Origin of the sequence: Shewanella sp. SM71 (assembly GCF_025653905.1) — a bacterium.
GTDB lineage: Bacteria > Pseudomonadota > Gammaproteobacteria > Enterobacterales > Shewanellaceae > Shewanella > Shewanella oncorhynchi.
Genome location: NZ_JAKKRW010000030.1, coordinates 18,649 through 40,194 on the forward strand (window position 1 = coordinate 18,649; position 21,546 = coordinate 40,194).

Sequence of the window (21,546 nt, forward strand, 5' to 3'; positions counted from 1 at the left end):
CATGATTAAAGTATCCCATCTTTCCAAGCGCATCGGTGACGTGCAGGCGCTGAATGACTTAAGTTTCGTCGCACAAAACGGCCAAATCACAGGACTACTCGGCCCGAACGGGGCAGGTAAAACCACCTGTTTACGTACTATCTTTGGCCTGCTGAAACCCGATAACGGCAAGGCTGAAATCGAAGGCATAGATGTCGCCATCGACCCTATTGGCGCTAAGCAGCAACTCGGGCTATTCCCCGACCCTTTTGGTCTGTATGAACGCTTAACACCAAGGGAATACATTCGCTATTTTGCCGAGCTAAGCGGCTTATCATCCAAGGACGCCAAGGAAGCCACCAGCCAAGTGATTGCGAAATTGCGCCTCGAAGACATTAGCGATCGCCGCTGCAAAGGCTTCTCCCAAGGACAAAGAATGAAAACCGCCCTCGCACAGGCAATCGTCCACAGCCCGAGCAATATTATCCTCGACGAGCCGACACGTGGGCTGGATGTGATGAGCACTCGCCTATTGCGCGACATTCTTATCGACCTTAAAAATCAAGGACATTGCGTGCTGTTCTCCAGCCACGTGATGCAGGAAGTCGCCGCGCTGTGTGACCAAGTGATCGTCATGGCCCAAGGCAGAGTCGTCGCCATTGGCAGCCCAACTGAGCTTTGCATTCAAACTGGCAAAGACTCACTCGAAGAAGCCTTTATTCAACTTATCGGCACGGATGAAGGGATAGCGGCATGATGACTCAAACTAACAAGAATGCAGGCAGCATCAATACTGTACAAGCTCAGATAGATAAGATCATGGATAAGGGAATGACAGCATGAATAAAATAATGGCTATGGTTCGTAAAGAACTCATCGATGCCGCCCGCGATAAGCGCTCTGTGATGGCGGGTCTCTACTACGCCATAGGCACGCCGCTGATCATGTGCGGCCTATTTATGGTGTTAATTGGCCAGCTAACCAGCCCCGATGATTTGAAAATCACTATTAAAAATCCCGATAAAGCACCGGATTTAGTAAGATTTTTATCGAATAAAGGCATCACTCAAGGCGCAGCCGATGGCTCTGACGCCAAAGACCTTAAAGCAATAGAACTGATCATCAGCACCGACTATGCCGCGCAGATGAACCAAGGCAAAAGCGCCGAAATCACTATCGTGGCCGATAACTCTGAAGAGAAATTACAGAACTCGATTCGCAGACTCGAGAAGCAACTGCAGGCCTACAGCGCTGAAATGGGCAGTTTACGTTTAATCGCCCGCGGTATTGACCCCCGCGTGGTGCAACCGCTTAAAGTGAATGTGCAAGACAAAGCCACTACAGACTCTAAAGGTGGGATGATCTTAGGTATCGCCATTTTCACTATGATCTACTCGGTATTTATCTCGGGGATGAACCTAGCGATCGACACCAGTGCCGGTGAGCGCGAACGTAACTCCTTGGCCCTGCTACTGAGCCATCCGCTGACCACTCGCCAATTAGTACTGTCAAAAATTATTGCGGTGAGCCTGTTCGCTCTGCTCGGTTTAGTGCTGATTTTGCTGGTGTCTAAAATCGCCTACGCCTTTGTGCCATGGCAGGAATTAGGCTTTAGCGTCAACATCACCACAGAATTTATGCTGCTGATGTTAGTGGTCGGCATCCCCGTCGCGTTAATGGCCGCTTGTCTGCAACTTTTTGTGTCTTTTATGGCGAAAACCTTTAAGGAAGCTCAGTCCTATCTGACTATGGTGCTGTTTGTGCCCTTAGCCCTGTCGATGGCCGCCAGTTACAACATAGCGCCAGATATGCTGCAGTGGTTGCCCGTCTCGGGTCAGCAACAGGCATTAATGGACTTTATCAAAGGTAAAGACTTACCCATGTTGCAGTTACTGGTTTCGACCTTAGGCACACTCGCCATCGCGGTATTGCTGGCGTTTGGCATGGAAAGGTCGCTCAAGAGTGAAAAAGTAATCTTCGGTTTATAGGTCGCTTCGATTGATAAACTTGGGGACGATAAACTTAAACCGACAAACTTGAGGAGCGATAACTAAGTCGCTCCCAAGTTGAAAACCTCAATAGCTACGGGAGTTTGTTATGGAAAACGAATTTGTCTTAATGGTGATTATGGTCAGCTTCATTATTGGCCTCAGCGCCACTGAAATGTTTAAACACTATCTAAAGGCACACCAACTTGGAGTGGGCACCGCAGACGATAGGCACCTTGAGGACAAAGTGACTCAACTCAGCCTACAAAACCAAACACTAATCGAGCGAGTACAAGTGCTTGAAAAAATAGTGACAGAGCCAGAGTACGAGCTAAAGCAGCAGATTAATCAGTTATGAATCCTAAGCTCCTCAAACAATAAAGCCACTGGATTTTCAGTGGCTTTATTTTTTTACAGGCTCGATAGCAAGATTACTTAGCCTTAGGCCTGAATGGCTTGATAACCGACTCATTGCACTCTAAATACGGGCCTTCCATCAAGTCGATACAGTAAGGAATGGCGGGGAACACGGCATCTAAACATTCGCGAATCGATTTTGGTTTGCCGGGCAAATTCACAATCAATGAATCGCCACGTAACCCTGCGGTTTGACGAGACAAAATGGCGGTAGGCACAAATTTTAATGACTCGGCGCGCATCAACTCACCGAAGCCTGGCATCATGCGATCGCAGACGGCTTCTGTCGCTTCTGGGGTGACATCGCGTTTCGCTGGGCCAGTGCCGCCCGTAGTGACAATCAAACAGCAATCCTGCTCGTCGGCCATCTTGATCAACGTCGCTTCAATCACATCCTGCTCATCGGGGATCACTTGATAAATCGGCTCCCACTCGCTGGTGAGATAGTCGTTGAGCGTGTCGATAATCGCCTTGCCTGAGATATCTTCATAAATTCCCGCGCTGGCGCGATCGCTGACCGTCACAATACCGATTTTTGCTTTGCTCATAGGAAATCCCCAATGATGTTGAAATGAAACATGCCGAAGTGAAAATTGTCGACATCAAGCATGGAAGAAGCCGCGACAGCTTCGACCTTAAGCCGCAGCTAAAATAGCATAAATGCCTAACCAATGGAGCGACTAAAACGTGATGAGGTTCGCGCTATATGCGTAGCATTTGTATGTATAGAGGAGATGCAATGAGCACAAAGGGTAATATTGAAAAACAAACACTTTCAACTTAGCCAATTGCAGCAAGTTATTACCAAAGCGTTGGCCGAGTCAGAGTGCTTAATCTGGCCGTTATCCTATCACTAATTATTTGCTTCAGCTGTTCACTACCGGGGGCATTCTCAATAACCTTCTCCCGAGCTTTTGCCACTTTTTTGCCAAGGTCATTCATCAATACTTTTCCTGCTCGTTCACCCAACCCAATCGCTTCAGCAAAGGCACTAAAATCATGGCCAGTATAGTAACCATAATGCTCATATGATGATGTACTGAATCCTCTTTCCACCTCTGACTCAAGTAACCAAATACTTAACTCACCCGAATTATCGTATTGCTTGTAGGGAGCAACTGAGACCATGTCATAGATGGGGGTGTACCCAGAGGCCCTGTTACTGTCACTAGCACGGCTAAGGGAAATATTTTTCAAATGCAAATCATTGTTGCCAACGATATAGGCCATTAGGACCTGCAGAAAGCCATCTTTGAGCAATTGCACATGGCCACCACTCAATTGATACGCTTCTTTAATCGCTCTTTCATAGGACAATGTATCGCTACTCTTATTCCCCGGCGCAACATTTAGCGCAGATGCCAGATCTTCGATAAATTCACGCTTTCTACCAGTCTCTCTATCCAGATCAAACCGTGCAGTCACATAGGCCAGTTGCCCGCAACTAAAGGGAACTAAGTGATGTTCAGCAACATTGAAACCAACTGCCTTACACAACTGCATAACCATAAATTCGTTCTCCGCCAACTCTGGAAAGTCGTTGGGAGAAGGTTTAACTATGTATGGTCCCATGCCGACGGCGTTGGTCAGTGTTTTGGGTTTGCCTTCAACATAGGTTAGAAACATTTTAGGTTGAACACCAGAGATAGATACGCCACCTAAGGATTCCATGGCCACTTCGTTAAACTCACTGCGAGGAAAATCAATCTGGTAACCTTTAAGGCTTTTCATCGGAACAGAGATCAATTCTATCGCGGGCGAGATATCATCACCACGATACTCAGTCAGCACACTGACGGGACCAATAAGCTCGGCACCATTTCCCAGTAATAAGCCAAACTTGTCATCTTGATCTAATCTCGCGATTCTCGCTTGATGACGCCTCACCCAACCTTCACTCATCAGGTTAGCAAAAAATGGCGGCAAATAGTTTCGGCGGTATGGCTCATGGGTGATTGGCAGCTTATAGCCAATCTGCGGCAGGCCTGAGGCAATATACGAGGCCGCATAGGTGAAGCTGTACTCATACCCCTCTAGCGTGTCGTACTCTAGCAGTTCACCGGCAAATCGGTTGTTACTGTAGACATAACCAATTCGATTAGCTCTCATGACTTAGCCTCATTCGAAGAGCTAATTTGAACACTAACGTCCGGTGCTTTCTTACCAATAAATAAATCTAACCCAATGGTATTGAGTAGTGTCTTTAGGGTGCCAATTTTTACCGACTCAAGCTTACTCATAATTTTGTAGTAAGTAGCTGGCGCAATATCGGCAAATAAGGTTAGCTCCTTCACTTTTAGCTGCCCCATATGTTCGGCCACCATCTCTTGTACTGTCTGTTGCGTTAGCGGCTGAAATCCATCACGCTTTTGTTTAAGAAGCAGTATTTGCAATTCACGATCTAACGCAGCCATCTGCACAGCTAGCTGGTTTCTCATGTTAAGCATCTGATTTATTTGGGTATCACTTTCTACGTTTTTCATATCAGACATAAGTACCACCTCAAAGTGCTACGTTTCACCACAGGTATTACACAGTAACAACTATCACTAACGCAGACTTTTTATGATGAAAAAAAATAATAGTTATACTATAGCAGTATATTTTTAATATTCATCTGCTTTAGCGATATTTTCAGCATAAAAAATAGATTTAGTACATTACATTGAAATATATGTGCAATTTATGCCAAGGAGAAGAGACAAATATCGGCTCAGATCTAAAGCAAAAATGAGCTCACCTGAGCCAGTGTGGGCAAAGAGGGAAACGCGCCTTTTTGCCCGCAGGTAATCGCGCCGCAGCGAGTTGCAAATACCACCGCCGCTTCTAAATGCGCTTTGCTTTCTAGCCTTTGTTTCAAGCCTACATTTCCTAAATCGGATTCAAGATCATGTTCGAGCCCTAAGCCTAAAGCGAACAGGAAGCCTGAGATAAAACTGTCGCCTGCCGCCGTAGTATCGACGGCTGAGATTTTGGGGACGGGTACGCTAAACCTTTGCTGCCCTGTGATGCATTGTACTGTATTGGCACCATCGGTGACCAAAATCACCTCAACCCCTTGGGCGAGGCAAAACTGCAGATAATCTTCAAAACTCTTATCCCGCGCTAACGCTAAGTAGTCCGCTTCTTCGCGGCTCATTTTCAGCACTTGGGTGTAACGAAAACACTGCTCAACCCGCTCGGCCAACAAAGACGTGTCCTGCCACAGGGATAAACGCAGGTTCACATCGAAACTCACTAAAGTCGCGAACGCATTGGCACAACGCGCACCATAAAGGCTAGTGTTAAAGATGGCAATTTCAGTAAAGGTATTAGAGCAAAGATGAAAGATATCAATCCCCTGCCATGGAATATGGTCGAAATGCTGATTGCTGTAGCGCATATCGGCTGTGCCATTACGGTTAAACTCAAAGGTGCGTTCACCCTGTTCATCTAAATTGACCAGCACAGTCGCGGTAGCGGCGCCCGGCACTTCGGCAAGATAATCGGTCGCCACGCCCTGAACCGCTAAGGCTTGCTTTAACATAACGCCATAATGGTCCGCGCTGATGCCACCGGCAAAGTAACTCTTACCGCCGAGTTTCGCGTAACCCACAGCCACATTGGCGGGCGCGCCACCGGCAATCAGCTGATGATGTTTGCCTGTGGCATCGGTTGGCAGCAAGTCTACTAACACCTCACCGAAACTGAGTAATACCGTCATTTCCACTCCAACTTTGTATTCTATATTCTGCATTCTGTATCGGGCAAAAAGCCCACTTTCATGGGCTGTTTTGGGCTTAGCATTATTTTTGTCGCAACATCCGCTTAGAACTCGTATTTAAGCGTCGCACTCGTGGTGCGGCCATTAATAGTACGGGCACGGATGATATTGTTATCAGGGATTGAGCCTTCTTCCGCCTCAGTAATACCTGTGACATCAAACAAGTTATTGACGTTTAAGGACACACTCATGGCTTCGGTCAGATTGTAAGTCGCGAAAGTATTCACTTGGTTGTAGCCATCGAAGCTTAAGTCGTTATTATCTTGAGCATAGGAATCAGTGGTACCGATTAAGTTAACGCCCACAGAACCTTGGTCAAAGTTGTAACGGCCCATCAAGGAGTAGATAAAGTCAGCCTGTCTCCTTGGGATATTACCCACCACTTCTGGCGTCAATGCATCTTTAGCAATCTCAGCATCGGTCCAGGTCAGGTTGCCTCTAAAGTCGAAGTCACCGATAAAATAGGCCGACTCGATTTCGATACCTTTGGCTTTGTACTTACGGTCGAAGAAACGTTGGCTGGTGGCTTCAAAGTTTTGCTCTTCGGTTTCAGAGTAGAACGCCGTCGCGAACACAGACAAATCATCGTAACGGTACTTAACACCTAACTCGTACTGGTCAACGATATCAACCGCATCTTCCTTCGCAACTGAACCATCGGCACGCACTTTACCAAATAACAGACGGTCGGCATTGGCGCGGCCACCGTGGCTCAAGCGACCGAAGGCAGCTAAGTCACTGGCAAATTGATAGTTAGCACCTAATGAGTAAGACGTATAGCTCCAATCGTAATTCACTGGCTGAGGGTTCGCATTATCGATGGAAGACACGCTCTGCTCAGGGATTGAAATCATTCCATCAAGATTCATATCCACTTGCGATTGCACGCTACCTGCGTAGTTACCGCTCGCATCACCACTGTCATAACGCACACTGGCATCGAGCGACAAGTCACCAAAACTCGATGCTAACGCGAGGTAAGGCGCTTTAATGGTGTAGTCGGTATCGTAATTACGTTGGCAACAATTTCCCCAGTAAGGTACGCCATAACCATAGAGTCCATTGTCAGAATACGCAGTGCCATCGGCGGCAACCACATCTAATAGTGCGGCATTATCGCCTTTGACTTCCATCAAATAAGAGTTCCACATCCAGGTCATGCTGATGTTTTGCACCGCATTGTAGTAACCTAAGGTCACGCTGGTATCGTCGAAGGTTTTAGTCAATTTCAGGTCGTTTACGATTGAGCCAAAGTCATTCATCTGCACGTCAAAGGTATTGATACGCATGGCTAAACCGTCCATCTGACTACCAGAATTAGGTCCATTGGCGTAAATCAACTTAGCGCCAGTGCCAGCAATACTGGTCGCGATATCGCTACCGTTTGCCACTTCGGCAGGAAATGGCGCGATAAAGTTACCGCTCACATCGGAGAAACGGAAACGGTTTTCAACCTGCCAATCGTTACCTAAATCGAATGAAGCCTCTAAGCCGACAGAATCGACCACTGGATTCATGCCATCGCGCATATCGCCACGGCGACGTTCGCCATCGGCACCTAAGCTCAAAGTTGACTGGAAATACGCGGATTGAATCGCATCGGATTTCGCATCAAAACCTGGGATTGAACTGCCATCCGAGTACATAGGCATAGGTAAGTAACCAATGCTTTTATCATCTAAATGTTTGAAATACAGACGAACATAACCCTTATCGAATTCTTTGGTTAAGTTAGCTTTGATCTGGCCGCCTTTGTTAGCGTTATAGCCAGCATCGCGTGGGCCTTCGCCCGTACGCACAAAACCACCCACATGGAAACGCAGGCTGTCGTTGATGCTAGTGCCGTATTCAAAGTCGGTACGGAAGGTATCGTAATCCAGCCCTAAGGTGGTAGCCACACTGCCCGAATCCGAAGTACCGGTTTTACTGATCACATTGATAATGCCGCCAGGGGCATTACTGGCCGCAGTCGATGCAGAGCCGCCACAGATAGATTCAATGGTTTGCACTGTTGAATCTAAGCGTAAAAAGATATCTGCGTTACCGAAGGCGATATCGCCAAACTGTAGGATTGGCAAACCATCTTCTTGAATTTGTAGGAACTTAGCACCACCAGACGCCACAGGTAAACCACGCACAGCTATGTTAGCGTTACCTTCACCGCCAGTAGACTCGACCTTCATCCCCGGAATAATACGGAATGCTTCGGCAGATGAACGCGGCGTACTCACTTCAAGCTCAGCCAGTGACACACTGCTGACTGACACACTCGAGTCCATAACACGAGTGCCGCGGGCAACCCCAGTCACGGTAATTCTTTCTAAACCTAACGCGTCTTTCTTGGCTTCTTCCTGTTGTGGTGCGTCGGCTGCCCAAAGGTGAGAACTCACCAACACGGCCAATGTACTTAACAAGAATTTCTGTGATGTGCTTTTTATCATTTTTATGTCCCCACCCATATTTGAGATGCAGCCCTATCTCCCCATGGCTACATCTACCGAATTGTGATTAATCGAAGAACCATCTTAGTGATTGCTCAAGGTCATATTGAACTTAACCCCCAACCAACTTAATCGATTAAGTTAACAAGTTAGCAACTTAATAACAAAAATCAAGTGTGTTTTTTGCACAATTTTGGTTCGCACTCTGGGTGTACCAGATCAACGTATTGATTAATTGAAGAAATGTGACAAAAAAATATTTTCTGTCACAGCCCAAATTAGTGCGTATCGAAAGTTAACAAATGGCGGGCAGGATCTTTAACGAGATTAAATCCGCTCAGAAGGCACAACAAAATGGCAAAACCAGTGGCGAGGTAGAAGCCATATTTAACATGGCCGAAAATATCGCCCACTAACCCCATCAACAAGGGCCCAACGGCGGCGGACACGGCAGTAAAAAACAGAATCACCCCAGCCACAGAGCCATGCTGATCTACGGGGAAACAGCTAATCCCCTTAGAATTAAGCGTGGGATACATCATGGACATAAACAGCCCAGACAAGGGCAACAAGACGACTGCCGCTTCAATGCCGTAGATCATAGACCCAAGATAACAAGCACTTATCGCGAAGCTAAACCAGAACATCACTTGCTGCCATGGGAAGCGATCGAGCACCCAGCCACCTAAAAAGCGCCCACCAGCACGCAGGGTAAAAAAGATCGTCAAGGCATAAGCGGCCAGTGTGGTGTAATCACCTTGATAGCTTTGCAGCAAGGTCGGCATCCACACGTAAATCGCCACTTCGGTGGCAACGTATAAACCTATCGCGAGCGAGAACCCTAATGCATAAGGGTTTTTCATCATCTTAAAGGTGCTGGCAAGGTTAATGGCATCCGTCGAGGAACGTTTGATTTGCGGATAATCCGCCCGATAAGCTAACCAACACAGCACTAAACAGAAGCAACCCGCGCCAAAATACAGATACTTCCAAGAGACGCCGCTGATCAGTAAATAACTAACGATGGCCGGCCCTATCATGGCACCGACACCAAAGTAGCCCTCTACCGTATTCATAGTGCTCGAATGCTGTTTTGAGGAAGTCGAGATATCGCCAATAAGCCCCAGCGCGCCGGTTTTAAAGACGCCAATCGCCGTGCCGACAAAGGCGAGTAGGAACAAGAAATAGTAAAACGATTCCCCCAGCGCGAACATGAAGCAGGCGAGCGCGAATAACAATAACCCCAATAGAATGGTTAACTTACGCCCTATCTTATCCGCCAAGAAGCCTAAAAACAGTCCACTCACCGCGATAAAAATCATCGGCATATAATGGAAGGCACTGGCCTGCGACATGGACAAACCAAACTGGGATATCAACTCAGGAATAATGACGCCCACGGCATCAGAGGTCATAGCGAACATGAAAAACATTAAATATGTGAGTACCCGAATACGGGTATGATTGCGGTTATCGCAACCTTTTGAATCACTTACCATACCATTTCACCTTATCGTTATTATACCTACTCGCTCTCAGCAGCTCAGTGACAGCATACTGAAAGGGTTTCGGCTTTTGTGTACAGCAGTGAGCCAGCCTCCCCCAAAACTTGAGACTAACTCAAAAATCCAACAAACCACTTGAATAATGTTTCATATTGGTTAAATATACAACTTAATCGATTAAGTTTAGTTGTGCAATCAATTAAAGGATTGCCATTAACCTTTACTCTAAAAAGACAACTCAAGCGTGGGCAAAGTATGAAAAACCAAGTGCAACTGATCACCTATGTCGACAGAATTACCAATGCCGGGCTCAAGGAGCTCAAAGCGCTGCTCGATGACGAGTTGCAAGGTCTATTCGGCGGCGTACATCTTTTGCCTTTCTATTTTCCCATTGACGGCAGCGATGCAGGCTTCGATCCGATAGACCATGTGCAAGTCGATTCACGCTTAGGCAATTGGGATGACGTTAAACGCATTGGTGATGATTACGACATCATGGCCGACCTTATCGTTAACCACATGTCCGCCGAGTCGCCCGAATTTAAAGACGTACTCAAGCACGGCAAACAATCGGCTTACTGGGATTTATTTTTAACCAAAGACAAGGTATTTCCTGAAGGGTTAAGCGCGCAAGATCAAGCCGCTATCTATCGTCCACGCCCGGGCAGTTGCTTCAGCACTTACACCTTAGCCGATGGCTCGACCGAAGAGTTTTGGACCACCTTTACCCGCAATCAAATCGATATCGACGTTCATTCCGCCGCGGGTAAAGACTATTTAAACCGAGTACTGGCGCGTTTCGACCACAGTAAAGTGAATCTGATCCGCTTAGATGCTGCGGGCTATGCGATTAAAAAGCCCGGCACTAGCTGCTTTATGATTGAAGAGTCCTTCGAGTTCGTGGATAAATTAGCTAATCAAGCCAATGAGTTAGGTATGACAACGCTGGCCGAAATTCATTCGCACCACATGACTCAAGTCGAAATCGCCAAGCGGGTCGACATGGTGTACGACTTCGCCCTGCCACCGCTCATCTTGCACACGCTGTTTAGCCAAGATTGCCAAGCCTTGACCCATTGGCTGGAAATGGCGCCACGCAACTGCATTACCGTACTCGACACCCACGACGGCATCGGCATTATCGACGTCGGCCCTATGGATGGCTTGCGCGGATTATTGACCGAAAATCAAATCGATAATCTGGTTGAAACCATACATGGCAACAGTAAGGGCGAGAGTCTTCAAGCCACAGGCGCGGCCGCCAGTAACGTCGATTTATATCAAATCAACTGCACCTATTACGATGCGCTCGGCCAGAATGACTTAGATTATTTGATGGCGCGGGCGATTCAGTTTTTCGCACCGGGTATTCCGCAGGTGTATTACGCGGGTCTGCTGGCGATTCCAAATGATATGGAACTGCTCAACAACACCCATGTCGGTCGCGATATTAATCGTCCTTACTTGAACCGTGAAAAAGTGCAACAAGCGTTACAGAAACCTGTAGTTAAGGCGCTGACTCAACTGATTAAACTGCGTAATAGCAGCCCAGCCTTCGATGGCCGATTTACGATGGCATCAGCAGAACGCACGTTAACCTTATCTTGGACAGCGGCCGATTCACAGGCGAGCCTCACCCTCGACTTTGCCAACAAAGATGGCCAAATCGCCCTAATAGATAAGCAAGGTAAAGAGACACAAGTGTCGTTATCAAAACTGCTGGCTCAAGCATAAGCTTGAGTTCCTGTTCGGGCTTGAGCTTGGGTTTAAGTTCAAGCCATAGTTTTGAGATAGCAAAAAGGCGCATTGAATGCGCCTTTTTTAGTTAAAAGATGTAGAGACTAGCAGCTCTTACCGAGGCGTAATTCATAGCCCAAAACTTCCGCATGCACGGCATCACTGACAAACATTTGCGCCGCTTTTCGGCCCTTCTGCTCAGAGTATTGATAGACGGTCGTTAACGGCGGATTTGAACGTGTGCCTTCATCTATGCCATCAAAGCCCACTACTCGCACATCTTCGGGAACACTCAGCCCCATGGCCTGCGCCTCACCGAGCACACTCAAGGCGATTAAGTCACTCATACATAAAAATACATTCGGCCGCGGAGTCGAGTTCAGCGCTTCTTTTGCCGCTATCGCCGCATAGTCGGCATTGCTCTCGGGGATATTCCAAATGCGGTCCGGCCCCAGAACAACGCCCACTTCTTCAATCGCTTGCAAGTAACCCTGTAACCTTTGATGGGCAACAGAGGTATCGATTTCTAACAAATTTAAATCATACACGCGGCAAGTTAAGTGGGTATCGAGCAAACGTAGCCCCAAAATGGCCACATTGTCAGCTGGCGACTGCAATGCCAGTTTTGCCACTTCATAGGCCGCTAACTTATTGTCTATGCTCACAGACGCATTGCGATGGATATCAAAATCGACCGTGACGACCTTTTTCTTTACCTGCTTTAACTGCTCGGCCAACAGGGCATTGCGCGGACGACCATAACAAATAAAACCATCCACAAAATCGGCTACCGCATTTACACTGTCTGAACTGCCCGAAAACAGCAGCAAATTGAGTTTTTCTTGCTCCAAGACAGAGGCTACGCCCTTCATAAATTTACTGGCGACGGGATCGGACACCATGTATTCCACGCTATCCGACAGCACCAAGGCGACAGTATCGAACTTGCCCTTACGTAGGGATTGAGCCGCTTTATTTGGTCCGAAATAACCCAACTTAGTGCAAGCCGCTAAAATTTCATTACGACGTTTTTCCGATAATTGATCGGGGCGATTAAACGCGTTAGACACAGTGGCATTAGAGACACCCAACTCGTTGGCTATGCTCTTTAGGGTCCAGTGTTTTGTTGTTGTCATGCTTATGTCCTGGAATCGAATAAGGCCACAAAAATACGGCTCAGCGCAAATAGTACACGGCTTAAATGGGTCGTGCACCTGCAAATCTAGGCTTACTGCGCAGTTTCGCTATCATGATCTTTTAATGCCGTCGCAGGGGATAAAAAACCGACTATCGCGGCGCACAATGCCACACCCGCAGCGGCCATAAATCCATATTGGAAGGCGTGATGCACCACCTCTGTCGGCAGAGTTTTAATGGTGGCGATGCCAAGCTCTGAACCCTTGAGTGGCAGCAGACTATAAAGCAGCACACTAAATAACGCAGTGCCGATAGCAGCGCCCATAGAACGACACAGCGACACCATGGCCGTGACTTGACTGAGTCGCGCCTTGCCCGACACGCTCTGCACCACGAGCTGCACACTCGGCATCACAGTCCCTAGCCCTATCCCAACCAACACACCTAAGCCGCCGATCACATTGGCATTAGGCGGCACAAAACTAATCAATAACAAGCCGATGAAAGCTAAACCCATACCAAAGGTCGGCAACCACTTAGGCGCGACATCTTTGCTTAACAGTCGGCCTGCTATCGTCGAGCCAGTGACGATACCGAAGGTCATAGGCAAGAGCAGTAAACCAGTTTTAGCGGGATTAGTATGTAAGCCCACCTGCAGATAAATCGGCAGGAAGAAGATCATCGCAAACAAACAGGCCGCAAACAGCGCCGCCGTTAGCAGTGGCATATACACGGCCTTCTTCGCCAGTAAATCTAACGGCAGAAACGGACTCGCCAATCGCCGTTCCCACAATAACAAGCATAAAATGCCAACCACCACAAAGACGGCAAAGCCTAAGCTGGTCGCAGAAAGCCAAGCAAACTCTTGCCCCGCCACAGATAACCAATACAACAGCGCGGTGATAATAGCCGGAAACAAGACCACGCCCACTAAATCAAACTTGCCTTGGCGAACGGGTTTAACGCTGCGCTTATGTAAGCCATTGAGCCGCCATACGGCCAGCATAGCCAGTGGAATATTCGCCCAAAACAGCCAATGCCACGAATAGGCGTGCACCACAATCCCGCCAATCACAGGGCCGCCGACACTCGCGAGGGTAAACATAGCGGCAAAATAGCCTTGGAAACGCGCCCGCTGCCGAATAGGCACTAACTCACCAATTAAGGATTGGGACAAACTCATCAAACCGCCACCGCCCATACCCTGCAAGATACGTCCGGCGATCATGTGGTCCATAGTGCCTGCACTCGCCGAAACGATGGAGCCCAGTGCAAAAACCACTAAGGCGATCATCAGGATTTTCGCGCGACCGAAGTTATCCCCTAACCAGCCATAAATCGGTACAGAAGCGGCCATCGCCAGCATATAGCCGATAGTGATCCACGAGGCTTGGCGCAGACCGCCAAGATCTTCAACTATGGCAGGCGTCGCCGTCGCGAGTAAGGTTTGATCAACCGCGGCCAAAAACATGGGCAAGAATACGGCGGAGAAAATGGCGAGAAAAACAGAAGTAGGTAAAGGGTCACTCTGGGATAACGCAGGCTCTAAGGACATATTGTCTCCGCTAACTTATAAGCTCAAGTGCATAAAGAAGATATGTTAAATCCGCCGTGCATTCCAATACTTAGACGCCCAATAACTGTTATGCAGGCTCGAAATCTTCACCCCTTGGCTAGTGGAAACGTGGAGAAAATTATCGTCTCCCACATAAATGCCGACATGGTGTGTGCTCCAGCCCGTCTTGAAAAAGACCAAGTCGCCCTTGCGCAGTTGATTTCTCGGCACAGGTTTACCTAAGGCTTGCTGCTCTTCGACTGTGCGCGGTAAGGTCATACCCAACATCTTCTGATAGGCGACCGACACAAAGGCCGAGCAATCTATGCCACGCTTAGTGCCACCACCAAGGCGATAAGGTACTCCACGCCACTCAGAATGGAGTTCGGAGATATTGCTATCGTTCCAAACCGAGACAGGTTCAACTTGCTTTACCACAGGCTTAGGTTCTGGCGCGCTAGCACAAGCGCCAAGGCCTAAGGCTAAGATAACTATCAGTAATCGTTTCATAGCTTCAAACTCATTGCAGGCAGATTTCACAGTAACGTAATTTTGAGTTTTTATCAGGTAAATTCAGGGCGGCTGGGGATCAAAACGCCCCAACACCCGCGCACTCTAGCAGACTAATATAACCTAAAGCTTAAAACTATAACGCCGTCCACAATAAACGCACACCCACCAGCACCATTAAAATCAAGATGATGCGTTTAAATAACCTATCGTCAATTTTATCTTGAATGAACAAACCTAACTTTACCCCTAACCATGCCAGCGGCACCAATAACAGAGAAACGATAATATTCTCTTGGTTAATCTGCCCAAGCAAACTGTAAGGAACAAGTTTAACCAGATTCACCACCGCAAAAAACACCACGGCAGTGGCTAAAAACTCTGCCTTGGCCAAGCGCAACGGCAACAAATAAGCATTAAGTGGCGGCCCGCCCGCATGGGCAACAAAGCTCGTAAATCCGGCGGTTAAGCCACACAAGCGCCCAACCAGAGGTGAAGGTGATGCTTGAGTTTTATCCCCAAGGATCAAACCATACAAACCAAAACCGAGGGACACACAACCTAAAATCGCCCGTAGATATTCTTCATTCAACCTATCGAACAACAGATAAGCGATAAAAATACCCACTATCGCTGCGGGCAGTAATATCCATAAATGACGCGGATTATGTTGCCCCCACCAAGAACGCACACTTAAAAAATCCATATAAATCAGCAGCGGCAACATAAGCGCCGCCGCGGTGGTAGGGCTAATGGCCAGCGCCAATAGTGGGACAGTTAAGCCGCCCACGCCACCCGCAAAACCGGATTTAGAAATCCCAGTAATCAAGACTGCGGGTATCGCCACCAACCAAAAAAGAGGGTCCGTTAACATCAACACATCCTGAATAACGCTTTATGGCTATCAAGTTACCTGTTGTTGGTGTGATAAAAAAGAGGCTGCACTGAGCTAACATCAAAAGTGTAATCACATAGATAAGTCAGCGAGCCTAAACGTGAGTAACAACCTCGTCCATAAAATACGGGATAAAAAGTAAAAAATCCGCAGCCATTTGGCTGCGGATTTTTTATGTTAGCTTTTAGCTAAAGAGGAAAAGCTTAGCTTACGCCTATGCAGATTCGGCCGTCATATTCACTAAGCGAGGCGTACTCTTAGTCGCTTTCTTAGCTGACGCAGGAGTTTTGGGCTCTGGTATACGAATGGTTAATGACATGACTAACGCCACCACCAGTAGCACTAAAATCACGTTAAATGTTGCAATAAACCCACCAAATAACGAGGCGACAATCGAACCGATAATACTGCCGATACCGAAACCTAAGTAGATAACGCCATAGTTTTTAGTCAGGTTATTCAGGCCGAAGAAGTCGCTCACCAATGATGGATAAACAGTGATAGTACCGCCAAAACTAAAGGCAACGCAGGCAACCGCAACGAAGAACAGGTTAGCATTCAAAGGAATGAACAACAGTAACACCATACCGACTAAAGTGATGATCTGCGCCAGTGAAATAACCCGAATGCGGGGGATTTTGTCCGACAGAATACCCAGCACTAAACGACCACTGAGGTTCGCCATAGCAATCACAGCAACAGCATTGGCGGCGACCAGTACAGGCAAGTCGACCATCTTCTCGCCGATATCTTTAGCCACACCAATCACATACAAACCACTCATACAGGCCGACAGGAACATCAGCGCCAGCATCCAGTATTGTGGCTTACGCATGGCTTCTGCGAGGGTGAAGTCGCGGCTTTCGGCTTGCTGACTTGCGGCTGATTGTGCAGGCGCATCTTTCATCAACATACCGCCACACAAGACCAACGCCATGGCGATCAGGCCCCACAGTTGGAAGGTGGTTTCAAGGCCAGTGTTTTCGAGTAACAGCACGTTAATGTATTTAAATCCGAGGCTACCTAGACCATAAGCGCCAATCGCTAACGCCGAAATCAGCCCTTTGCGTTCGGGGAACCACTTCACGCAGTTAGACAAGGTCATCAAGTAGCCAGTGCCATCGGCAAAGCCCACTAAAATCCCTGCGCACAGGTAAAGCATCATCAAGTTACTGGCTTGAGCAGTGAGTAAGAATCCAACGCCGAGTAACAGGCCTGCGCCTAAGGTGACATTACGTACGCCAAAGCGTTCCTGTAATTTGCCCGCCATGGAAGATGCCACGGCCAAAGACAAACTCAGCAAACCAAACACAAATGCCACTTGGCTGACGGGTTCGTCGAGCTTAACGGCCAACTGCGCATTGAACAGGCTCCAAGTGTAAACTGAGCCGAGTGCAAACTGGGTGATAATAGTACCAACTAAGGTCAGGTACCGAGTACGGTTCATCTCTTTAGTCATGATGCATCTCGCTTTAGGGGATCAGGAATTGAGCCCACTATAAGAGAGATGCGATTCGCGCCGATCAATTAAGGCATGAAATACAGATCTGCAGGAATGAATGACAATTACAGCCTCATCAGCTGTCGAAAAGCCTTAATATTACTACGGCTAACGGGCACCTCGAACGACAAATCATGCAACCTAATCAGGTAAGTGCTATTGAACCAAGGAACGATTTCGCGGATCTTGTTGATATTGACGCAATAGGAACGGTGACAGCGGAAAAAGCCTTCAGCAGGCAAGCGGCTGACAAACTCACTGATGGTCATCTGCATCACATAACGGTCGGTGCGGGTGTACACATAGGTGAGTTTTTCATCGGCCTCGGCATAATAAATTTGCTCGCAGGGCGTAACGATAATCCGCTCACCTTTAACTAAATTCACGGTTCGACTGGTGTTGCTCGCGGCCTCATGTTGCGGCTTTGGTGCTTGTCGTCCCACCTGTTCAATCTTCTGCAATAAGCTGATGATCCGCGGTTCATTGTAGGGCTTGAGAATATAATCGAAGGCTTCGAGCTCAAACGCTTCTACTGCAAATTCTTTATAGGCAGTCACAAACACCACATGGGGAGGATGGGTCGATTTATGCAGATTCTTCGCCAACAAAAGGCCATCGATGGACGGTATTTGGATATCCAAAAACACCACATCGACCTCGTGATCCTGCAAATATTTAAAGGCCTCTAAGCCATCCTCGAAGCTAGCCACTATGTCTATCTCACTGTGGCTCTTCACTAAATACTCTAGCTCCTCACGGGCGAGATATTCATCTTCAACTATGATGGCTTTTAACATACTTGCGCCTCATTTTCCGGTAAGTAAAAACTGACTTCAGTCCCCGGCTCGAGCCGTTTAAGCTGCAAACCTTCGCCGTACAATAACTTCACTCTCTGGTGCACATTCATCAGCCCAATACTGCTGCTTTCTACACGGCCAGCAGCTACACCATCAATCACCTCTTGGCGGATCCCATAACCAGTATCGCGCACGGCGACGCGAATGCCTGCATCGAGTTTTTTCACTTCTATCGTCACTCTACCCGGTGCACTGCGCGGCTGAATGCCGTGCAAAATGGCGTTTTCCACCAGCGGCTGTAACAAGAGGCAAGGTACACAAAAATGCACATCGTCGACATCGAAGATCACTTCAAGCTTGTCGCCAAAGCGCGCCTGCTCAATCGCCACATAATCACGGACTTGTTTCACTTCTTCTTGGATATCAATCAGCTCATCGCCTTTAGCCAAGTTATAGCGCAGATAATCGGCCAGATTAGCAATCAACTGTCGCGCCTGCTGTGGCCGAATACGGATCAAAGAAGAAATCGCATTGAGGGCATTAAATAAAAAATGTGGATTAATCTTGCTCTGCAACGCCGTAAACTCCGCCTTGCGGGTCATCTCTTGCAGTTGCTCGATACGCGACACTTCCATCTGGGTCGAAATCAGCTGCGACAAACCCACAGCCATCTCCCGCAACGAGCTAGTGATACGATAGGTATTGCGATAGTAAATCTTCAGCGTGCCACTCACAGTGCCGTTTTCGCGCAGCGGGATTATGATGACCGAATGAAAATCCGATAAATGATATTGGCGTAAGTCATTGTTAATAATGTTTTGATCTTGCTCTATCGCCCTTTGAGTCATTTCGCTAATCGCTTGATGACCATCGACCTCGTAGTAATCTTTGCCAACGCCCATATAGGCTAATACATCGCGAGTATCGGTAATGGCCACGGCATCGGCGTGGATTTCATTACGGATCACACCGCACACTTGCTCTAACGCATGACGATCAATTTTGCGGAAGAAAGGTAAGGTTTTGTTGGCAATATCCAGCGCGAGCTTGGCCTGCTTGGCGGCAATGAGCTCTTTCTCATCGTCGAGGTCTTGCACTAGCTTGATAATCAGTCCGATACACACAGTGCCCGCAATCATGGGATAGGCAATGTGACTCACAATCTCTACACCCACCTGGTGCGGCTCTGTCAGCAGCCAAATCAACAACATGGTCAGTGTTTCACACAACATGCCAGCCACAATGCCATAAATCCATAACTTAGATTTGGGGCATTTGTAGTAAATCCAGGTAGCCATTAGACCGGCAATAATGCTGGCGATTAAACACGGGATAGAAGTATCGCCATCCATATCAATCAGATATCTATGCAGCCCCGACAACACGCCCGCGGGAATGCCGACCCAAGGGCCAAATAAAATCCCGCCGGAAATAATCGCAATAATCCGCACGTTAACCAGCGCGCCTTCAACCTCAATACCGGTATAAGTACTGAACACCGCAAATAAGCAAAATATCGCCGCCACAGAGACCAGCTCTGCGGGGGTGTGATTACGCTTTTGGAATAAACGCTGGAACGGTCGAGTGCGGGTTAAAAAGAACAAGGTCATCAGCATCAAGGCCGCCCGTTCAAATACCGCCAGTAACATCATTTGATTTTCGAGCACGCTTTCCCCTTGATCTATCACGCTGAATCACAGCCCAACGTTATATTTACCAATGATATATTTATGAGTGTTAAGCCTGTACGCTGAATGGATTAGGGTGAAGACAGGCTTTGCCGCCAACACAAGCTCCCATAAAAGATAGACTCGATTTTGCAGATCCAACGTAAGACATGGATGATAAAAATCACCGAGCCCCAAACTTGTCAAACACTCGTATTTAGGCTCGAGTAAAACATCAAACGCTAATGCCCACATAAATACAGGCTTGCTAAAGTAAAGGACAGATAAAAGTCCCATTCACGCGGGCTCAGTCACACATTCGTACTTGAATTAGGCTATCAAAGTGTATCGAAGGACAATTTGAAGATCCTAAAACACGTTAAGTTAACCACTAAAAAGTGCAATTGCCCTCTATCAGGTCACTGCCACAATTTGCAAAATCGACTGGAATACCCGAAGCTAAAACCTTCGGCTCGAATGCAATATGAGATCACCCCCATGCGAGATTCTAGGTTCACACTTAGCTGCGCTGAACCGAGCCAAACTGAACTGAGCATGCCCTAGTAATGGAATAAGGAGCGAACATGAGTGAACTACAAGCACAGTTTTATGGTGGCCCTAAGGAATGTCCTATTGAAAATGGCCGCATTCAAGCTCAACGGATAGCCCCTAAAATCAGTGATGTCGGCGGCATACCTGTCGCACGGGCTATTCCACAAAAAGAGCGCCGCCTTATCGGCCCTTGGTGCTTTCTCGACCATATTGGCCCAATCACCGACGGCCCGCAGTTAAACGTCGGCCAACATCCACACATTGGATTGCAAACCTTTACTTGGATGCTCGAAGGCGAAATCATGCACAGGGACAGCCTCGGCAGTGCCCAAGTGATCCGCCCAAAACAAGTTAACCTGATGACAGCCGGACACGGCATAGCCCACACCGAAGAGTCGATAGCGGGCCATCACACTATGCACGCAGCCCAACTATGGATTGCCTTACCACTAGAGCACAAAGATACCACTCCGAGATTCGATCACTACCCAGAGCTGCCGACTTGGCACGAGTCAGGCGTCGAATTCACCCTACTGATTGGCAGTTGGCATCATAAACAGGCGCCCACATTACACTTCTCACCTATCGTTGCCATAGATCTGTTTGCCGCCCATGACGCTGAACTCACTCTGAATCTCGACCCTAGTTTCGAATATGCCCTCATGCCACTGGAAGGCAGCTTCCAAATCGAGGATGACAGTTTTGATAATAACCACCTCGCCTACCTTGGCATGCTACGCGAAACCATTACCATAAAACTCGAGGCAGGTTGTCGCATACTGCTGATTGGTGGCGCGCCACTGGCTGATCCTGTCAGCATTTGGTGGAACTTTGTCGGCCATAGCAAAGATGAAATAGTTAAAGCACAGGCAGATTGGGAAGCCGAAGATCCCCGCTTCGCCGCCGTTACTGGCTATAGTGGCAAACGCTTAGTGCCCCCACCAATACCTTGGTGATGCTTAGCTCAATGATGGGTGAACAAATGATTTCGGGGTTAGTGGTTGGATAGGCGCTTTGGCAACATACGTAAGGGTCTGCGCCTAGGTTAAGGCTTACAACATGAGTGTATGCGGTAAGCCTTATCATTTACCCAAAGTGTGAT

At 47.8% G+C, this 21,546-nt stretch carries 18 protein-coding genes; 5 read left to right on the forward strand and 13 right to left on the reverse strand.

The window, feature by feature from the left end; all coding sequences use genetic code 11:
• The first annotated feature begins 1 nt into the window (after position 1).
• From L5L97_RS21555 to L5L97_RS21565, 3 genes are all read left to right on the forward strand, one after another.
• Positions 2-736, forward strand: coding sequence for an ATP-binding cassette domain-containing protein (locus tag L5L97_RS21555; protein WP_219254690.1), 735 nt, complete (start codon positions 2-4; stop codon positions 734-736).
• Positions 737-818: 82 nt separating this feature from the next.
• Entirely contained in the window at positions 819-1,967 is a 1,149-nt protein-coding gene (locus L5L97_RS21560) for an ABC transporter permease (protein ID WP_263183928.1), read from the forward strand.
• A 109-nt stretch (positions 1,968-2,076) separates the two neighbouring features.
• Positions 2,077-2,325, forward strand: a complete 249-nt coding sequence (locus tag L5L97_RS21565) for a hypothetical protein (RefSeq protein WP_263183929.1) — start codon at positions 2,077-2,079, stop codon at positions 2,323-2,325.
• Positions 2,326-2,398: 73 nt separating this feature from the next.
• On the opposite strand, the gene mog is transcribed toward L5L97_RS21565, so the two are convergent.
• From mog to L5L97_RS21595, 6 genes are all read right to left on the reverse strand, one after another.
• Positions 2,399-2,932, reverse strand: coding sequence for a molybdopterin adenylyltransferase (gene mog / locus L5L97_RS21570; RefSeq protein WP_106648670.1), 534 nt, complete (start codon positions 2,930-2,932; stop codon positions 2,399-2,401).
• Between the two features lie 253 nt (positions 2,933-3,185).
• A complete protein-coding gene (locus L5L97_RS21575; protein ID WP_263183931.1) occupies positions 3,186-4,493 on the reverse strand; it encodes a type II toxin-antitoxin system HipA family toxin in 1,308 nt (435 codons plus the stop codon).
• Positions 4,490-4,876: a hypothetical protein gene (locus L5L97_RS21580; protein WP_212601154.1), complete on the reverse strand. Its 387-nt coding sequence runs from the start codon at positions 4,874-4,876 to the stop codon at positions 4,490-4,492. Before L5L97_RS21580 ends, L5L97_RS21575 begins: the two co-directional genes overlap by 4 nt.
• A gap of 227 nt (positions 4,877-5,103) precedes the next feature.
• A complete protein-coding gene (locus L5L97_RS21585; protein WP_263183933.1) occupies positions 5,104-6,087 on the reverse strand; it encodes a carbohydrate kinase family protein in 984 nt (327 codons plus the stop codon).
• A 104-nt stretch (positions 6,088-6,191) separates the two neighbouring features.
• Positions 6,192-8,588 (reverse strand): TonB-dependent receptor domain-containing protein, encoded by a 2,397-nt coding sequence (locus L5L97_RS21590; protein WP_263183934.1) that lies wholly within the window; start codon positions 8,586-8,588, stop codon positions 6,192-6,194.
• Positions 8,589-8,866: 278 nt separating this feature from the next.
• Positions 8,867-10,087 carry an MFS transporter gene (locus L5L97_RS21595; RefSeq protein WP_263183936.1) on the reverse strand — a complete coding sequence of 407 codons (1,221 nt, stop codon included), beginning with the start codon at positions 10,085-10,087 and terminating at the stop codon, positions 8,867-8,869.
• Between the two features lie 261 nt (positions 10,088-10,348).
• Here L5L97_RS21595 and gtfA point away from each other — a divergent pair, with 261 nt between their 5' ends.
• Entirely contained in the window at positions 10,349-11,827 is a 1,479-nt protein-coding gene (gtfA, locus tag L5L97_RS21600) for a sucrose phosphorylase (RefSeq protein WP_263183937.1), read from the forward strand.
• Between the two features lie 107 nt (positions 11,828-11,934).
• On the opposite strand, the gene L5L97_RS21605 is transcribed toward gtfA, so the two are convergent.
• From L5L97_RS21605 to L5L97_RS21635, 7 genes are all read right to left on the reverse strand, one after another.
• Positions 11,935-12,966: a LacI family DNA-binding transcriptional regulator gene (locus L5L97_RS21605; protein ID WP_263183938.1), complete on the reverse strand. Its 1,032-nt coding sequence runs from the start codon at positions 12,964-12,966 to the stop codon at positions 11,935-11,937.
• Between the two features lie 92 nt (positions 12,967-13,058).
• Entirely contained in the window at positions 13,059-14,522 is a 1,464-nt protein-coding gene (locus L5L97_RS21610; RefSeq protein WP_263183939.1) for an MFS transporter, read from the reverse strand.
• Between the two features lie 45 nt (positions 14,523-14,567).
• Positions 14,568-15,032: an NlpC/P60 family protein gene (locus tag L5L97_RS21615; protein WP_220777436.1), complete on the reverse strand. Its 465-nt coding sequence runs from the start codon at positions 15,030-15,032 to the stop codon at positions 14,568-14,570.
• Positions 15,033-15,168: 136 nt separating this feature from the next.
• A complete protein-coding gene (locus tag L5L97_RS21620) occupies positions 15,169-15,906 on the reverse strand; it encodes a sulfite exporter TauE/SafE family protein (RefSeq protein ID WP_263183940.1) in 738 nt (245 codons plus the stop codon).
• Between the two features lie 235 nt (positions 15,907-16,141).
• A complete protein-coding gene (locus tag L5L97_RS21625; RefSeq protein WP_263183941.1) occupies positions 16,142-17,386 on the reverse strand; it encodes an MFS transporter in 1,245 nt (414 codons plus the stop codon).
• Positions 17,387-17,493: 107 nt separating this feature from the next.
• A complete protein-coding gene (locus L5L97_RS21630; RefSeq protein WP_105250908.1) occupies positions 17,494-18,225 on the reverse strand; it encodes a LytR/AlgR family response regulator transcription factor in 732 nt (243 codons plus the stop codon).
• A complete protein-coding gene (locus L5L97_RS21635) occupies positions 18,219-19,892 on the reverse strand; it encodes a sensor histidine kinase (protein ID WP_317629578.1) in 1,674 nt (557 codons plus the stop codon). Before L5L97_RS21635 ends, L5L97_RS21630 begins: the two co-directional genes overlap by 7 nt.
• Positions 19,893-20,476: 584 nt before the next feature.
• Between L5L97_RS21635 and L5L97_RS21640 the strand changes: the two genes are divergently transcribed.
• Positions 20,477-21,400, forward strand: a complete 924-nt coding sequence (locus tag L5L97_RS21640) for a pirin family protein (protein ID WP_263183942.1) — start codon at positions 20,477-20,479, stop codon at positions 21,398-21,400.
• The last annotated feature ends 146 nt before the right edge of the window (positions 21,401-21,546 follow it).

Bases quoted from the DNA above. Each gene is read 5' to 3' on its own strand.
- L5L97_RS21555 (WP_219254690.1), top strand. From the start codon at position 2: ATGATTAAAGTATCCCATCTTTCCAAGCGCATCGGTGACGTGCAGGCG.
- L5L97_RS21560 (WP_263183928.1), top strand. From the start codon at position 819: ATGAATAAAATAATGGCTATGGTTCGTAAAGAACTCATCGATGCCGCC.
- L5L97_RS21565 (WP_263183929.1), top strand. From the start codon at position 2,077: ATGGAAAACGAATTTGTCTTAATGGTGATTATGGTCAGCTTCATTATT.
- mog (WP_106648670.1), bottom strand. From the start codon at position 2,932: ATGAGCAAAGCAAAAATCGGTATTGTGACGGTCAGCGATCGCGCCAGC.
- L5L97_RS21575 (WP_263183931.1), bottom strand. From the start codon at position 4,493: ATGAGAGCTAATCGAATTGGTTATGTCTACAGTAACAACCGATTTGCC.
- L5L97_RS21580 (WP_212601154.1), bottom strand. From the start codon at position 4,876: ATGTCTGATATGAAAAACGTAGAAAGTGATACCCAAATAAATCAGATG.
- L5L97_RS21585 (WP_263183933.1), bottom strand. From the start codon at position 6,087: ATGACGGTATTACTCAGTTTCGGTGAGGTGTTAGTAGACTTGCTGCCA.
- L5L97_RS21590 (WP_263183934.1), bottom strand. From the start codon at position 8,588: ATGATAAAAAGCACATCACAGAAATTCTTGTTAAGTACATTGGCCGTG.
- L5L97_RS21595 (WP_263183936.1), bottom strand. From the start codon at position 10,087: ATGGTAAGTGATTCAAAAGGTTGCGATAACCGCAATCATACCCGTATT.
- gtfA (WP_263183937.1), top strand. From the start codon at position 10,349: ATGAAAAACCAAGTGCAACTGATCACCTATGTCGACAGAATTACCAAT.
- L5L97_RS21605 (WP_263183938.1), bottom strand. From the start codon at position 12,966: ATGACAACAACAAAACACTGGACCCTAAAGAGCATAGCCAACGAGTTG.
- L5L97_RS21610 (WP_263183939.1), bottom strand. From the start codon at position 14,522: ATGTCCTTAGAGCCTGCGTTATCCCAGAGTGACCCTTTACCTACTTCT.
- L5L97_RS21615 (WP_220777436.1), bottom strand. From the start codon at position 15,032: ATGAAACGATTACTGATAGTTATCTTAGCCTTAGGCCTTGGCGCTTGT.
- L5L97_RS21620 (WP_263183940.1), bottom strand. From the start codon at position 15,906: ATGTTAACGGACCCTCTTTTTTGGTTGGTGGCGATACCCGCAGTCTTG.
- L5L97_RS21625 (WP_263183941.1), bottom strand. From the start codon at position 17,386: ATGACTAAAGAGATGAACCGTACTCGGTACCTGACCTTAGTTGGTACT.
- L5L97_RS21630 (WP_105250908.1), bottom strand. From the start codon at position 18,225: ATGTTAAAAGCCATCATAGTTGAAGATGAATATCTCGCCCGTGAGGAG.
- L5L97_RS21640 (WP_263183942.1), top strand. From the start codon at position 20,477: ATGAGTGAACTACAAGCACAGTTTTATGGTGGCCCTAAGGAATGTCCT.